At 67.4% G+C, this 14,930-nt stretch carries 18 protein-coding genes and 1 pseudogene; 4 read left to right on the top strand and 15 right to left on the bottom strand.

The annotated features are described in order from the left end of the window. Window positions 1-325 precede the first annotated feature (325 nt). On the top strand, window positions 326-1,453 hold the full coding sequence (pstS, locus tag BN4348_RS30510; RefSeq protein ID WP_066907380.1) for a phosphate ABC transporter substrate-binding protein PstS: 1,128 nt from the start codon (window positions 326-328) through the stop codon (window positions 1,451-1,453). Window positions 1,454-1,459: 6 nt separating this feature from the next. Here the strand turns inward: pstS and BN4348_RS30505 are convergent, their stop codons facing one another. From BN4348_RS30505 to BN4348_RS28595, 15 genes are all read right to left on the bottom strand, one after another. Continuing rightward, window positions 1,460-2,371, bottom strand: a complete 912-nt coding sequence (locus BN4348_RS30505; protein ID WP_066907378.1) for a DUF4436 domain-containing protein — start codon at window positions 2,369-2,371, stop codon at window positions 1,460-1,462. A gap of 51 nt (window positions 2,372-2,422) precedes the next feature. Further along, window positions 2,423-3,112, bottom strand: a complete 690-nt coding sequence (locus tag BN4348_RS60955) for a hypothetical protein (RefSeq protein ID WP_235852608.1) — start codon at window positions 3,110-3,112, stop codon at window positions 2,423-2,425. Then, on the bottom strand, window positions 3,093-5,450 hold the full coding sequence (locus BN4348_RS30495) for an arylsulfatase (RefSeq protein WP_066907375.1): 2,358 nt from the start codon (window positions 5,448-5,450) through the stop codon (window positions 3,093-3,095). Before BN4348_RS30495 ends, BN4348_RS60955 begins: the two co-directional genes overlap by 20 nt. Before the next feature lie 149 nt (window positions 5,451-5,599). Next, on the bottom strand, window positions 5,600-5,962 hold the full coding sequence (gene rpsQ, locus BN4348_RS30490) for a 30S ribosomal protein S17 (RefSeq protein ID WP_369829073.1): 363 nt from the start codon (window positions 5,960-5,962) through the stop codon (window positions 5,600-5,602). Continuing rightward, window positions 5,959-6,204 (bottom strand): 50S ribosomal protein L29, encoded by a 246-nt coding sequence (gene rpmC / locus BN4348_RS30485; protein ID WP_066907372.1) that lies wholly within the window; start codon window positions 6,202-6,204, stop codon window positions 5,959-5,961. The genes rpsQ and rpmC overlap by 4 nt, the downstream gene beginning before the upstream one ends. Further along, entirely contained in the window at window positions 6,204-6,620 is a 417-nt protein-coding gene (rplP, locus tag BN4348_RS30480) for a 50S ribosomal protein L16 (RefSeq protein ID WP_066907369.1), read from the bottom strand. Before rplP ends, rpmC begins: the two co-directional genes overlap by 1 nt. Window positions 6,621-6,623: 3 nt before the next feature. Continuing rightward, the gene (gene rpsC / locus BN4348_RS30475; RefSeq protein WP_066907368.1) at window positions 6,624-7,460 is read right to left on the bottom strand and encodes a 30S ribosomal protein S3; all 837 of its coding nucleotides are present in this window, start codon (window positions 7,458-7,460) and stop codon (window positions 6,624-6,626) included. Next, the gene (gene rplV, locus BN4348_RS30470) at window positions 7,460-8,008 is read right to left on the bottom strand and encodes a 50S ribosomal protein L22 (RefSeq protein ID WP_066907365.1); all 549 of its coding nucleotides are present in this window, start codon (window positions 8,006-8,008) and stop codon (window positions 7,460-7,462) included. The genes rpsC and rplV overlap by 1 nt, the downstream gene beginning before the upstream one ends. Then, the gene (gene rpsS, locus BN4348_RS30465) at window positions 8,005-8,286 is read right to left on the bottom strand and encodes a 30S ribosomal protein S19 (RefSeq protein WP_066907363.1); all 282 of its coding nucleotides are present in this window, start codon (window positions 8,284-8,286) and stop codon (window positions 8,005-8,007) included. Before rpsS ends, rplV begins: the two co-directional genes overlap by 4 nt. Window positions 8,287-8,316: 30 nt before the next feature. Further along, a complete protein-coding gene (gene rplB, locus BN4348_RS30460; RefSeq protein ID WP_066907356.1) occupies window positions 8,317-9,159 on the bottom strand; it encodes a 50S ribosomal protein L2 in 843 nt (280 codons plus the stop codon). A 29-nt stretch (window positions 9,160-9,188) separates the two neighbouring features. After that, a complete protein-coding gene (gene rplW / locus BN4348_RS30455; RefSeq protein ID WP_066907353.1) occupies window positions 9,189-9,491 on the bottom strand; it encodes a 50S ribosomal protein L23 in 303 nt (100 codons plus the stop codon). After that, window positions 9,491-10,147: a 50S ribosomal protein L4 gene (gene rplD, locus BN4348_RS28815; RefSeq protein ID WP_066907350.1), complete on the bottom strand. Its 657-nt coding sequence runs from the start codon at window positions 10,145-10,147 to the stop codon at window positions 9,491-9,493. Before rplD ends, rplW begins: the two co-directional genes overlap by 1 nt. Then, window positions 10,147-10,800, bottom strand: a complete 654-nt coding sequence (gene rplC, locus BN4348_RS28745; RefSeq protein WP_066907347.1) for a 50S ribosomal protein L3 — start codon at window positions 10,798-10,800, stop codon at window positions 10,147-10,149. The genes rplD and rplC overlap by 1 nt, the downstream gene beginning before the upstream one ends. Before the next feature lie 14 nt (window positions 10,801-10,814). After that, window positions 10,815-11,120, bottom strand: coding sequence for a 30S ribosomal protein S10 (gene rpsJ, locus BN4348_RS28705; RefSeq protein ID WP_003873519.1), 306 nt, complete (start codon window positions 11,118-11,120; stop codon window positions 10,815-10,817). Window positions 11,121-11,479: 359 nt separating this feature from the next. Next, window positions 11,480-12,043: a TetR/AcrR family transcriptional regulator gene (locus tag BN4348_RS28595; RefSeq protein ID WP_235852607.1), complete on the bottom strand. Its 564-nt coding sequence runs from the start codon at window positions 12,041-12,043 to the stop codon at window positions 11,480-11,482. Between the two features lie 288 nt (window positions 12,044-12,331). On the opposite strand from BN4348_RS28595, the gene BN4348_RS28485 reads away from it, so the two are divergent. From BN4348_RS28485 to BN4348_RS28445, 3 genes and pseudogenes are all read left to right on the top strand, one after another. After that, window positions 12,332-13,849, top strand: coding sequence for an MFS transporter (locus BN4348_RS28485; protein WP_235852606.1), 1,518 nt, complete (start codon window positions 12,332-12,334; stop codon window positions 13,847-13,849). A 153-nt stretch (window positions 13,850-14,002) separates the two neighbouring features. Beyond that, window positions 14,003-14,341, top strand: a complete 339-nt coding sequence (locus BN4348_RS28450) for a hypothetical protein (RefSeq protein WP_066907336.1) — start codon at window positions 14,003-14,005, stop codon at window positions 14,339-14,341. Window positions 14,342-14,689: 348 nt separating this feature from the next. Beyond that, window positions 14,690-14,923 (top strand): annotated as a pseudogene (locus BN4348_RS28445) (PE family protein); the annotation flags it as partial. Window positions 14,924-14,930: the final 7 nt, after the last annotated feature.

The raw sequence follows: 14,930 nt of genomic DNA, 5'->3' as shown, positions 1-14,930 counted from the left end.
CGGGCGGCGGCTCCGGCGGCGTGGGGGGTGTCGCGGGCGGTGGCGCTGGTGGAGCGTGATGGGTCATCGATCAGCCTCCGTGCGGTGTGCGGAGCCCGGGCGGCGAGCACACGAAGATTAGATCGTAGCGAACTGATGCTGTCCATGCGTCACATAGATTTGACCCTTATCAGTAGGCAATTTCCGTCAATCCGCCGCACCCGATCGCCAGCCAGCGAAGCCGAGCACCGGCCCGCAGGACGACTCGTTCATTCCCCGTTTGTTTGCCTGTTAATTCGACCGCTGTAAATGTGTCGATCAGCGCCCGCGCCAGGAGGCAATCACGGTGAAGCACAACCGATCGACCGTCCCCATGAGCCTGCTGGCGGCGGCCACCCTCGTGCTCTCGGGATGCAGCAACGCCCACGCCACCCTGGCCTACGCCGCCGGAGCCAAGGTGGATTGCGGCGGCAAGCAGACCCTGATTGCCAGCGGCTCGACCGCGCAGGCGAACGCGATGACGAAGTTCGTCGACGCGTATCGCAGGGCATGCCCGGGGCAGACCCTCGAGTACACGGCCAACGGCTCGGGCGCAGGAATCAGCGAATTCCTCTCCGGTAAAACCGATTTCGGTGGGTCCGACGTACCGCTAGCCGGTGACCAATACGTCGCCGCCAAGCAGCGTTGCGGCGGGGCCGACGCATGGAACCTGCCCGTCGTCTTCGGCCCGCTGGCCATCACCTACAACCTCTCGGCCGTCGACTCGCTGGTGCTCGACGCGCCCACGCTGGCCAAGATCTTCAACGGGACCATCACACGCTGGGACGACCCGGCCCTCACCGCGTTCAACACATCCATGCCGGCCGAGGACATCCGTGTCGTCTACCGCAGCGACGCGTCGGGCACCACCGAAAACTTCCAGTCCTACCTGCAGGCCGCCTCCGGCGGAGCCTGGAAGCAGGGCACCGGCAAGTCTTTCAACGGCGGCGTCGGCGTCGGCGCCGCCGGCAACAAGGGCACCTCTGAGCTCGTGAGGGCCACCGAGGGCGCGATCAGCTACAACGAGTTGTCGTTCGCGCTGCAGCAGGGTCTTTTCGCCGCGGAAATCAAAACCTCGGCGAGCCGCAGGTCGCTGCGACCGGTGCGGATCGGCACCGACACGGTCGGCAAGACGATCACCGGGGCCAAAATCATTGGCACGGGCAACGATCTAGTGCTCGACATCTCGTCGTTCTACAACCCCGCCCAGCCCGACGTGTACCCGATCGTCCTGGCCACCTACGAGATCGTCTGCTCCAAGTACCCCATCGCGGACCAGGCCAAGGCCGTCAAGGCGTTCCTGCAGGCGGCGATCGGCCCGGGCCAGGTCGAGCTGGCCAGGAACGGCTACATACCGCTCTCGCCCGACTTCCAGTCGAGGGTCTCCAGCGCCGTCGACGCGATCAGCTCTGCCGGAGCAGCCGTCGCGGAGTAATCAGCCCTACTTCGGCTGTCTTCGCTCGCGTTGCCGCCACCAGCCGACGAGGAACAGGGCCATCGCGACCACCAGGCCGATCAGCACCCATAGCACGACGGCTTGGTCGATCCACGAACCGTATGGCGGGCTGCCCGGCAGGATGTTGCGCAGCGGGACGATGGCGAACAGCATCGCGCCGTACCACGTGGTCATCGGCGGCAGGAACGCTGTCTTGCCCAGCGCCACCGGAATGGCCACCCACAGCGCCAGCACGGGCAGGGCGATGAGGACCAAGCAGATGCCGAGGTCGAAGATCAGCGGCCCTCTGGCCCGGTGCAGCGTGATGGTCACGTTGTCCTTCACGTCCGGGTTGGAATCGTCGGGGTCGTGGACGCGGGTGACACTGGCGTCCCAGCCGTCCAGCTTTCCGGTGACTTCGACACGGGCGGGCGACTTCTCCCGGCTCTGGCCGCTGCCGGTGAACACGTCGGCCGCGATCACCTGCGTGGTGTACGAGTCGAACGGCCAGTTACCGGGATCGCCCTGCGCCTGGATGGTGGTGCTGACCTGCGCCGGCGCCTTTCCCACCGGGTATTGCAGGTCTCCCAGGTCGTTCTCCGGGTACAGGCGCACGGCAGCGTCGGTCGTCAGGACGCCGAAGCTCTTGTCGTACAGCGAATCCTTCGGGTAGACAAGCACATTCACCGTCAGTCGGTTGGCGACGGTGTCCAGCTTTTCCAGGCGCACCTGCACCACGCTGTCTTCGGCCTCGACCTTGCTCAGGTCCACCGAGGGCAGCGGGGGCGCCGACTGGGCCAGCAGGTGCACGGCAATCAGGGAGAGGACGTAGATGACGATGACCGCGACGACGATCCCGAAGGCGATGGCGATGCGCGGTCCTCGCGCGGCGGGCGGGGGCGAAGGCTCAGTGCTCACGAGGCATCACGGGGCGTGATGCTACCGCCCGCCGGCCAGGAAAACGCGCCTTTACGGGATGACGACAGCAAACTGCTGCATCGCCGTCGACTTGGCCGCGTCGAAGCCGGGGGCACCCACCGGACCCTCCAAATGGATGACCACCAGGAATGACCTCGTGTTCGTCCAGACGTGGGTGATGCGGTCGGCGAACGCCACCCCACCGGGCCCCGCGACGGCGCCGCTGAGCAACTGGCTGCTGTAGCCGCAGAACTGCGCCGCCGCGACGGTGACCGCAGCGCCCGGCCACCGGGTGCGCAGGTCAGCCAGATAGCGCAGGAACGCCTCACCGGCTTCGAGGTCCGTCGGCGTGATCGTCACCCGCACCGACATGCCGGCGGGCCCGGGCGCCGTCAACGCCACGTCGCCGGAGCCGCGGGAGGAGTTCCAGCCGTCCGGCAGCGGGAGCGTGATCACGGGCGCCACGGGATCCGGCACCGAGGCAACGGCCATGGTGCCGCTGGCGGGCGGGCGCGGAAAGCACACCACGGCGTTGGGCGGAACGTGGTCGGGCAGCGTGATTTGGACGCCGGGCACCGGCTCGGCGGGGTCGGACAGTGTCGGGGTGACGGACGTCGTCGCTGGAGCTGCACCGCTGGTCCGGACCTCGGTGCCGCCGGTGCTCCGCTCGCAACCCACGACCGCCCCCAGGCAGAGCAGGACGGAAACCCCGAAAGCCGGATCAGTCGCGCGAAAATGCAAGCGCGAGTTCCCTTTCCACGTCCTCGTACGGCCTGTCCGACAAGTCGATGGTGACCTGGGCGATGGTGCCGCCGGTGAAGGCGAACGGCGCCTTGTAGCGGCTCGACACCCCCGATCCACCGTTGTGCCCGACGGTGATGCCGGCCCCCGCCAGCCCGAACGTCCCGGGGTGGGTCGTCACCTCCGGCAGCGTGCCGACCACCTCGTCGTCGATGAACAGCGTGAGGTCGCCCAGCGGGGTGTGGCTGTTCTCGACGGTTCCGGTCCGCGCATAGCGAACTCCGAACATGTGGCGCCCCAGCGGCACCGGGTGCGACGAGGAAACCAGCTGCTGGCGTTCACCGAGGAAGTTGTAGACGTAGTGCAGCCGACCGTCCTGGACGAACAGGACGTGCCCGCCGTGGGCACCGCCCTGCTTGAACAGCACGCCCTCGGCGCCGGTGGTGTCGACGGTCACGTCGGCGAGCACACCGAACGAGCGGCCGCGTATCTCCGCGGCGGCGCCGATGCCGACGTCCGCGCAGTGGGGGTAGTACGTGTAGCTGGATCGTTCGCCGACCAGATAGGGACGCGAGCGCATCATCGTCTCGACGATGTTCAGATCTGACAGCGGCAGGCCGTTGTATTTGGCCGCCTCGGAGAACCACAGCGCCTTGAGCTCTTCCAGCTTTTCGGGCTGCTCGGCGGCCAGGTCGTGGCACTGGCTGCGGTCAGCCTCGATGTGGAAGAGCTCCCAGCGATCGGCGTCGAAGTGCGACCAGCCGGCCGGTGTGGCGGCGTGGACGGTGTTGGCGAACCAGCCCTCATGCCAGATGCCGCGGGTGCCCAGCATGGTGTAGAACTGGGTCTTCTTTCCGGTGTCGGCGCCCGGATCATCAAGGGCCGCCTTGAAACTCACGCCGTCCAGCGGTTTCTGCGCGATGCCCTTGACTGTCTGCGGCGGCGTCATGCCCAGCAGGTCGAAGACGGTCGGCGTGATGTCGCAGACGTTGACATAGGTGTCGCGGACCTCGCCGTGCGCCGCAATGCCGTTGGGCCAGGAGACGATTGCCGTGTCGGCGATGCCGCCCTCATGCGAGGCGTAGCGCTTGTAGAGCTTGTAGGGGGTGTTGAAGGCCATCGCCCAGCCGATCGGGTAATGGTTGTAGGTCTCCGGCCCGCCGAGGTGGTCGAAGAGCTTCATGCTCTCCTCGACGGTGTCGATGTAGCCGTTGAAGAACTTGCCCTCGTTCACCGACCCGTTGGGCCCGCCCTCACCGCTGGCGCCATTGTCGGAGATCACCACGATGATGGTGTTGTCCAGCTGGCCGGACTCCTCGAGATAGTCCAGGATGCGGCCGATCTGGGCGTCGGTGTAGCTGAGGAAGCCGGCGAACACCTCGGCCATCCGGCAGAACAGCTTCTTGTCGTCGTCGCCCAGCGAGTCCCAGGGCCGCACCGTGTCCTGCAGCGGCCACGGCTCGCCCTGTGGTCCCGTCACTTCCGAATACGGGTTGACCGGCGACAGCTCGGTGTCCGGCGGCACGATGCCCATCGACTTCTGCTTTTCCAGCACGATCTCGCGGTAGCGCTCGTAGCCCATGTCGAACCGGCCGGCGTAGCGGTCCGCCCACTCCTTGAAGACATGGTGCGGCGCATGCCCGGCGCCGGGGCACACGTAGCTGAACCACGGCTTGTCCGGCGCGATCACCTTGGCGTCGCGGATGAATTCGATGGTCTTCTCGGCGATGTCCTTGGACAGGTGATAGCCGTCTTCCGGTGTGCCCGGCGGGGGGACGGGGTGGTTGTCGTAGACCAGGTCGGGATACCACTGGTCGGTCTCGCCGCCCATGAACCCGTAGAACCGCTCGAAGCCGCGCGAGGTGGGCCAGTGTCGTTTGGTCGACGCCAGATTGGACTCTTCGAGCGGCGTCAGGTGCCACTTGCCGATGCAATACGTGTTGTAGCCCCGCTCGGCGAGCACCTCGGAGATCAGCGCGGTGTCGGCCGGGATCCGCCCGTTGCAGTTGGGGAACCCGTCGGTGAATTCCTCGATGGTGGCCATGCCGACGGTGGTCGCGTTGCGTCCGGTCAGCAGCGACGCCCGGGTCGGCGAGCACAGCGCGGTGGTGTGAAATTGCGACAACCGCACGCCGCGCTCGGCGATCCGTGTCATGGCGGGCATCTCGACCAGGCCGCCGAAACAGTCCCAGGTCGCGATGCCGGTGTCGTCCCACACCAGATACAGGATGTTCGGCGAGTTCTCCGGTGCCGTCGGCGCCGCGTACGGCCCCCAGTCCGGCTCCGAATCGCGGATATCCAGCTCGATCTTGCCGCCAAATTCTGTCGACCCAGTCATCGTTGGACAGCCTCACTCCCGTTGGTGGACGCCGCTACCCGCGTGGCGTGGAGACTACACCGGGCAGGTGAGAACAAGGTGTGAATTGCCCGCCGAACGCAAACGCCCGAAACCGCGGGGGTCTCGGGCGTTTTTGCGTTGGCTGCGGGCTACTTGGCCTTCTCGAGGATTTCGACCAGCCGCCAGCGCTTGGTCGCCGACATCGGGCGCGTCTCCATCAGCGAGACGCGGTCGCCGATCCCGGCGGTGCTGTCCTCGTCGTGCGCCTTGACCTTCTTGGTGGTGCGGATGATCTTGCCGTACAGCGGGTGGCGCATGCGGTCTTCCAGCTCGACCACGATGGTCTTCTGCATCTTGTCGCTCACCACGTAGCCGATGCGCACCTTGCGCCGGCCACGCGACTTGGGATTGGCCGGAGTGTGCTTGGGGCCCTTGTCTTTCGACTCGGCGTCCTTCGCAGCGGCCTTCTTGGGAGCGGCCTTTGCGGCGGCTTTCTTAGCTTCTGCCATCACGAATCCTTGTCTCCATCGGGCCCGTCGGGTCCGCTAGCGAGGCCCAGTTCTCGTTCGCGCAGCACCGTGTAGACGCGCGCGATTTCCTGACGCACCGTGCGGAGCCGGCGGTTGTTGGTGAGCTGTCCGGTCGCCATCTGGAAGCGCAGGTTGAACAGCTCCTCCTTGGATTCGCGCACGCGCTCGGCGAGTTCGGAATCGGTGAGCTCGCGCAGTTCGCCCGGCGAAATTCCCAGTGCCATCAGAACTGATCCTCTCGGGTCACGATGCGTGCCTTGATCGGCAGCTTGTGGATTGCGCGGGTGAGCGCCGCCCGGGCGACCTGCTCGTTGGGGTAACTGAGCTCGAACAGCACGCGGCCCGGCTTGACGTTGACGACCCACCATTCCGGGGAGCCCTTACCCGAACCCATCCGGGTCTCGGCCGGCTTCTTGGTCAGCGGACGGTCGGGGAACACGTTGATCCACACCTTGCCGCCACGCTTGATGTGCCGGTTGATCGCGATACGGGCCGACTCGATCTGCCGGTTCGTGACGTAGGCGTGTTCGAGGGCCTGGATGCCGTAGTCACCGAAGTTCACCGCCGTACCGCCGCTGGCGATGCCGCGCTGGCGGGGGTGGTGCTGCTTGCGGTGCTTGACCTTGCGGGGAATCAACATGATTCAGCTCTCCGTGCTCTGTGGTTCGAGGGGAGGCGCAGCTTCGGCCGGGGCCGGCGGAGTGTTTTCTTCGGCACCCGCCGCGCGGCCGGCCTCGGTGCTGGTCGCCGTGGTGCCCGAAGCGCCACTGCGCCGCGGACGCGTGCCCGACGGCCGCTCGCGGCGCGGACGCTCCGCGCCCGCCGGGGCGGCGGCGGCCAATTCGCGCTTGCCACCGACGATGTCGCCCTTGTAGATCCACACCTTCACGCCGATCCGGCCGAAAGTGGTCTTGGCCTCGTACAGGCCGTAGTCGATGTCGGCGCGCAGGGTGTGCAGCGGCACCCGGCCCTCGCGGTAGAACTCCGAGCGGCTCATCTCCGCGCCGCCGAGGCGGCCGGAGCACTGCACCCGGATGCCCTTGACGTTGGGCTGACGCATCGCCGACTGGATGGCCTTGCGCATCGCCCGGCGGAACGCCACGCGGTTGCTCAACTGCTCGGCGACGCCCTGCGCCACCAATTGCGCCTGCGACTCAGGGTTTTTGACCTCGAGGATGTTGAGCTGGACCTGCTTGCCGGTCAGCTTCTCCAGGTCGGCGCGGATCCGGTCGGCCTCGGTGCCGCGGCGGCCGATCACGATGCCGGGACGCGCGGTGTGGATGTCCACCCGAACCCGGTCGCGGGTGCGCTCGATCTCGACGTCGGCGATGCCGGCGCGCTCCAGGCCCGTGGACAGCAGCCGGCGGATCGCCACGTCTTCCTTGACGTAGTCGGCGTACTGCTTGTCGGCGTACCAGCGGGACTTCCAGTCAGTCGTGATGCCCAGCCGGAAGCCGTGCGGATTGATCTTCTGGCCCACTAGTCTGAGCCTCCCTTCGCTTCAGAAGCCTCAGAAGCCTTGGCCGGGGCCTTCTTTGCCGGTGCCTTCTTCGCGGCCGGCGCTTTGTTGGCTGGTGCCTTCTTGGCGGGTGCCTTCTTGGCGGGCGCCTTCGCCGCGGCCTTGCTGGCCTCGGCACGCCGGGCCCGCGTGGACTTCGCCGGCCCCGCGCCCTTCGCCGGCCGGCTTTCCACCACGACCGTGATGTGGCTGGTGCGCCTGCGGATCCGGAAGGCGCGGCCCTGGGCGCGTGGACGGATGCGCTTGGCGGTCGGTCCTTCGTCGGCATAGACGGTGGCGACCACCAGGGTCGCCGGGTCCAGGCCGTTGTTGTTCTGCGCGTTGGCCGCCGCGCTGGCGATCACCTTGGCGACCGGCTCGCTGGCCGCCTGGGGCGCCCAGCGCAGGATGTCCAGCGCGTCCTCCACGGACCTGCCGCGCACCAGGTCGATCACCCGGCGCGCCTTTCTCGGCGACACGCGCACGAACCGCGCCTTCGCGACCGCCGACGGAAACTCAGTTGTGCTCATCGCCGTTTGGCCTTCCGATCATCCTTGATGTGCCCCTTGAAGGTGCGCGTCGGGGCGAACTCGCCGAGCTTGTGGCCGACCATCGCCTCGGTGACGAACACGGGGACGTGCTTGCGCCCGTCGTGCACGGCAAAGGTGTGGCCGATGAAGTCCGGAATGATCGTCGACCGGCGCGACCAGGTCTTGATGACCTGCTTGGTGTTCTTCTCGTTCTGTACGTCGACCTTCTTGAGCAGATGGCCGTCGACGAACGGGCCCTTCTTCAGGCTGCGTGGCATGTGCTGGCTTCTCCTGGTCCTGAGACTTCTTTACCGCGAATGCTTCTTGCCGGTGCGGCGTCGCCGGACGATGAGCTTGTTACTGGCCTTGTTCGGGTGGCGGGTGCGGCCTTCCGGCTTGCCCCATGGACTCACCGGGTGCCGACCGCCGGAGGTCTTACCCTCACCACCGCCGTGCGGGTGATCCACCGGGTTCATCACGACACCACGGACCGACGGGCGCTTGCCCTTCCACCGCATGCGACCGGCCTTGCCCCAGTTGATGTTCGCCTGCTCGGCGTTGCCGACCTCGCCGACGGTGGCGCGGCAGCGCACGTCGACGCGCCGGATTTCACCGCTGGGCATCCGCAGCGAGGCGTAACTGCCCTCCTTGCCGAGCAACTGGATGCTCGACCCGGCCGACCGCGCGAGCTTCGCGCCGCCGCCCGGTCGCAGCTCGACGGCGTGCACCAGGGTGCCGGCCGGGATGTTGCGCAGCGGCAGGTTGTTGCCCGGCTTGATGTCGGCGTTGGCGCCGGACTCCACCACGTCGCCCTGCGAGAGGCCAAGCGGCGCAATGATGTAGCGCTTCTCGCCGTCCAGGTAGTGCAGCAACGCGATGTTGGCGGTGCGGTTCGGGTCGTACTCGATGTGCGCGACCTTGGCGTTGACGCCGTCCTTGTCGTTGCGACGGAAGTCGATCACCCGGTAGGCGCGCTTGTGCCCGCCACCCTTGTGACGGGTGGTGATCCGGCCGTGCGCGTTGCGCCCACCGTGACCGTGTAGCGGGCGCACCAGCGACTTCTCCGGCTCCGACCGGGTGATCTCCGCGAAGTCGGAGACGCTGGCGCCGCGGCGACCCGGGGTCGTCGGCTTGTACTTACGAATTGCCATGTCTGATCAAGTCTTTCTCTCGCGCTCGGCTAGCTCGGTGCGCCGAAGAGGTCGATCGGCTTGCTGCCCGGCGCCAGGGTGACGATGGCGCGCTTGGTGCTCTTGCGCTTGCCATATCCGGTGCGGGTGCGCTTGCGCTTGCCCTGTCGATTCGCGGTGTTCACCGACGCGACCTTGACGGAAAAGATCTTCTCGACAGCGATCTTGATCTGCGTCTTGTTCGAGTCGGGGTGCACCACGAAGGTGTAGACGTTGTCATCGAGGAGTCCATAGGACTTCTCGGAGATGACCGGCGCCAGGATGATGTCGCGGGGATCAGCGATGCTCGCCATCAGGCCGAAACCTCCTCGGCAGAACTAGTGTTGGCCGCGATGTAGGCGTTGAGGGCTTCGACGCTGAACACCACGTCATCGGAGCGCAGCACGTCGTAGGTGTTGAGCTGATCGGGCGCCAGCACGTGCACGCCAGGCAGGTTGCGCACGCTCTTCGCGCCGGTCTCGTCGGTGCGGCCGATGACGAGCAGCACCTGCTTGCGATCGGTCAGCGTGCCCAGAAATGCCTTGGCGCTCTTAGTGGACGGGGTCTGGCCCGCGACCAACTCGGTGATGGCGTGGATGCGCCCGTTGCGCGCGCGGTCGGACAGCGCCCCACGCAGCGCCGCGGCGATCATCTTCTTGGGCGTGCGCTGGCTGTAGTCACGCGGCTTGGGACCGTGCACGACGCCACCACCGGTGAACTGCGGCGCCCGCGTCGAACCCTGCCGCGCACGGCCGGTGCCCTTCTGCCGGTACGGCTTGCGCCCGCCGCCGCTGACCTCACCGCGGGTCTTGGTCGAGTGCGTGCCCTGGCGGGCGGCCGCCCGCTGGGCGGTGACCACCTGGTGCATCAGCGCGATGTTGGCTTCGGCGTCGAACAACTCGGCCGGCAGCTCGATGGAGCCGTCGACCTTGCCGTCCGGTGTCTTGACGTCAATCTTCTGCGCTGCCATTACTTCTCACCTCGTTTGATCGCGCTGCGCACCATCACGAGTCCACCGGTGCGGCCGGGGACCGCACCTTTGATGAGCAGCACGCCGTTCTCGGTATCAACCTTGTGCACCACCAGGTTCTGCACGGTCACCCGGTCGTTGCCCATCCGGCCCGCCATCCGGGTGCCCTTGAACACCCGCGCCGGCGTGGCGCAGCCGCCGATGGAGCCCGGCCGGCGGTGCACCGCCTGGGCACCGTGGCTGGCGCCCTGGCCGCGGAAGCCGTGCCGCTTCATGGTTCCGGCGAAGCCCTTGCCCTTGGAGGTGCCGGTCACGTCGACATAGGCGCCGTCGGCGAAGATCTCGGCCGTCAGCTCCTGGCCGACCTCGTATTCGGCCGCGGCGTCCGGGTTGTCCAGACGCAGCTCGGCCAGGTACCGGCGCGGGTTGACCCCCGCCGCGGTGTACTGGCCGGTCACCGGCTTGTTGACCTTGCGCGGGCTGATCTCGCCGTACGCCAGCTGCACGGCGCTGTAGCCGTCGCGCTCCGGCGTGCGGATGCGGGTCACCACGTTGGGGCCGGCCTTGACCACCGTCACCGGCACAACCCTGTTGTTCTCGTCGAACACCTGCGTCATGCCCAGCTTGGTACCCAGGATGCCTTTTCTTGCCATCGTTTCTGGATCTCCTACTGGATGTTGACGTCGACGCTGGCCGGAAGATCGATGCGCATCAGCGCGTCGACGGTCTTCGGCGTCGGATCGAGGATGTCAATCAACCGCTTGTGCGTACGCATCTCGAAGTGCTCCCGCGAGTCCTTGTACTTGTGCGGAGAGCGGATGACGCAATACACGTTCTTCTCGGTCGGCAGCGGCACCGGACCTACGACGCTGGCACCCGTGCGGACGACGGTCTCGACGATCTTGCGCGCCGATGCGTCAATAGCCTCATGGTCGTAGGCCTTAAGCCTGATGCGGATCTTCTGTCCCGCCACGCTTTCTCCTACCCTCACTCCTCTTGAAGCCCGGTATCCGGGCTTACATCCATGTCTCAGTGCCCCCCAGCGCGCCGATCGCCCGCCCACTGTTGGGCCGGTCGAGCGTCGCGCCGGATACTGCGCCGCTGTTTACCTGTCGTGGTCCACCGGCCCCCGCGGTCGGGTGTGTCACCTGACGCAGCCTCGGCCCGGCCCAATTTCAAAGCCGAAATTGGTCGCGTTCCGAGGATGGGACCGGATGCGCCCGGTTGGGCGCTGGTCGTATGCCCAGCCAGGCAGAACCCGGCGAAAGGCAACCTGAACAGTATGCCCTAGATCGCGGCTCCGACAAAATTCCGAGGCCGGGGGTCGACGCCTCAGGCACCTGCCGATTCGGTGCTCGCCGCGTCGGCCCTGTGCTGCGCGCGCTGAACATGCAGGAAACCGTCGACGGCCGCGCGCGCACACTCGCGATAGTCGAAGTCGGGCAGGGTGGACAGGCGGCCCAGGACCAGCGGGCCGATCAGCAGGGCGATGGCCCGCGATCGGTCGACCTCACCCAGTTCGGCGGCCGCCTCGGGGCTGTCGAACACCGCGTCGAACGGTGCGGCGTACTGCTGGGCGATGCGCTCGCGCAACGAACTGATCGAGCAGGCGTTGGCGACGCGTGCATCGCCCGGTTGCGGCAGCCCTTCCAGGTCCGGCCCCAGGGCCAGCCAGGACATGGCCGTCAGGAGGGCCGGCGCCTGCGCCACGGCTTCGGCCTGCGCCAGCACCAACGCCACCAACCGATCGCGCAGCGAGCCCTCGGCCGGTGGCGTCGGCGACGGCGGTATCAGGCTGTTGAACGCCGCCGCCAGCAAATCATTTCCGCTCGGGAAGTGGCGATATAGGGTCGCCCTCGCCACGTTGGCGCTACGGGTGACCGCATCGACGGTCACCGCGCTCGGACCTCCGGAACGCAGAAGCGCGGCAGCGGCTTCGAGCAAACGGGCCCGGGACCGCGCCGGCCTTGGGTCGGTACTTGCGCCGGTGATTGTGAGCCACCTCTCCGTTTGGGCACCGGAATTATCGGCTACTTCACGAGACTATCGGTCTTAAAACTTCTACGCCCCCGTTAGGAGGCGCTTCATATGGTCGAAACGCTGGTACGGCCTGATCAGCGTACTGATAGGGCGGGCATCGGCGGAAGCCCACGCGCCCGAACCTGGACCCTAGCCGTCGCGTGCATGGGAGTCGGGCTGGTCGTCGCGTCGATGACCGCGCTCAACACGGCGTTGGGCGACCTCGCGGTGGCCACCTCCGCGACGCAGTCGCAGCTCAACTGGATCGTCGACGGGTACACGGTGGCCCTGGCGTGCCTGTTGCTGCCCGCCGGCGCGATCGGTGACCGCTACGGCCGGCGGGGCGCGTTACTGGCCGGCCTGGTGATCTTCGCGCTCGGCTCGGTCGCCCCGGCCATGTTGCACACCCCGCTGCAGATCATCGCGGGCCGGGCCGTGGCCGGCGTCGGCGCCGCCTTCGTGATGCCCGCGACGCTGTCGCTGCTCACTGTGGCCTATCCGAAAGAAGACCGCGTGAAGGCCGTCGGAATCTGGGCAGGCACGGCAGGGTCCGGCGCGGTCCTCGGCATGCTCGGATCCGGGGTGCTGCTTGAGTGTTGGGACTGGCACGCGATCTTCTGGTCGCTGGGTGTCGCCGGTTTGGTGATCTTCGCGCTGGCGTGCACGGTGGCGTCGTCGCGCGACAGCACCGCCCCGCGCATCGACACGCCGGGCGCGGTCCTGATCGGGGCGGCGCTGGCGATCGGCGTCGCGGCCATCCTGGAAGCGCCCAATCGCGGGTGGAGCGATCCCCTGGTGTGGGGCGGGCTCGTCGCGGGGGCCGTGATCGCCGCGGCGTTCGGCGTCGTCGAACTCCGGCGGCGGCAACCACTCCTGGACATGCGGCTGTTCGCCGACCCCAGCTTCGCTACCGGGGTCGCCTCGATCGTCGTGCTGTTCGGGGCGACGTTCGGCTTCTTTTACCTGGGCATGCAGTATGTGCAGCAGATCCTGGGCTATTCGCCGCTGATGACGGCGGTCGCGTTCACGCCGTTCATGGTTCCGCTGGCCGTCTGCTCGGCGTTGTCGTTCTGGTACCTGCCCAAGCTCGGCCTGCGGCTGGTGATCTTCGCGGGCACGGCGCTGATGTCGGTGGGGTTCATCAGCATGCACGTGCTCGACCTGCACACGTCATACCTGGAATTGGCCTGGCCCACCCTGATCCTCAGTACCGGCATCGGGTTCTGCACGGCCCCGACGACCTCGGCGATCATGGGCGCGGTCCCGGACGAAAAGCAGGGCGTCGCCTCCGCGGTGAACGACGCCTCGCGCGAGATGGGCGGCGCGCTGGGGATCGCCGTCGCCGGTTCGATCCTGGCCGGGCGGTATTCGCGGGAGCTGGCACCGCAACTGACGCAGTTCCCCGCGCCGGTCCGTGGACCGGCGACCGATTCACTTGCCAAAGCCGTCGAGGTGGCCGACAAGCTCGGGCCGCAGGGGCGGCAACTGGCCGAACTGAGCAAAACGGCCTTCATGACGTCGATGCACTCCTCGACGACGGCGCTGGCCGTCATCGTCGCCGTCGCCGCGGTCCTGATCGGGTTGTGGGCCCCCGGGCCTGACGGCCGCCAGTTAAGCCTGGTGCGCCGCGTAGTCCGTAGGCCCAAGCCAGGCGCCGGCCGGCATAGAGTCGCGGCGCGTTGACGGCCAATGTCGCTGCCGGAGAACGACACCGACCAACCGAGGGTGCACTGATCGAGGCCCGCTCCGCCTGATCTTTCCTCCAGCGCCCACCAACTCGGTTTAGACGCTTGCGAAGATCCGCGTGTCGTGGTATCAGAAAATATATATCGACAGGTGCAGGTCATCTCGCAGGTTGAGGTGGGTGTGATGTTGATGGGTATCGACCCGCTGAGCAAACAACAGGTGATGGTTGCCGCGCCGGTGTGCCCGGCGTTGATCGAGGCGGCGGCGATCGTGGAGGCCGAGTGGATGCGCCTCAGGCCGTCGAGCGGCCCGGCTCGCCACGTCACCTGTGAGTTGCCCGCGCCCCAGCGAGACCGGTGCCTGCCTCACACCGTGGTGACCACGAAGCCCACGCCGCCGGCGGGGCGAACCCGCTGCGGCGAGCTGCCGGTCAGGCGGCCGGTCCGCAGGGTGTGGGCGCGGGAACGATCGCCTCCGGCGGCGGGATGATGCCATCGCCGGTCCAGTCCTGCCGAAGGGAGGTGATGCATACGGGGACCTCGTACCGTCCACGAATATTGCGACGCAGAGTTCGCGCCTGACGCACAGCAGCGCGCCCGCCACTTGTCGTGGCCATCTACGTGGACAGCACGAACGTCGCCGCATTTTTCCCGGTGGGTCGCGCCCGGCTCGGTCCCTCCCGGGTCGCGGCCGTGGCGCGGCCCGCCCTCTTTTAACGGCGACTGCGTGAAGATCAGCTGAAAACGCCTCGCCGACCCCGGGGAGGGCGCTAGCATCCGGTGGAGCGGGGTCCGTTGTGGGGAGGCGGGCGCCGTCGAGGCTAGCCGGGGGAGCGGAATGTCCTATGTGATCGCAGCGCCGGAGTACGTGGCAGCCGCCGCAATGGATTTGGCGAATATCGGATCCATGGTCAGCGACGCCCACTCGGCCGCGCTGGGTCCGGTTTCGAGCGTGCTGCCCGCGGGCGCCGACGAGGTATCGGCGAGCATCGCAAGCCTGTTCGACGCGCACGCCCAGATCTACCAGGCGCTGTCCGCCGCCGCGCAGGCTTTCCACGCCCAGTTCGTGCAGCTGATNT

The organism is Mycobacterium interjectum (assembly GCF_900078675.2).
Taxonomy (GTDB): Bacteria; Actinomycetota; Actinomycetes; order Mycobacteriales; family Mycobacteriaceae; genus Mycobacterium; species Mycobacterium interjectum.
Note: the sequence above shows the minus strand (reverse complement) of the source record. Positions and strands in the feature narration are given on the sequence as shown.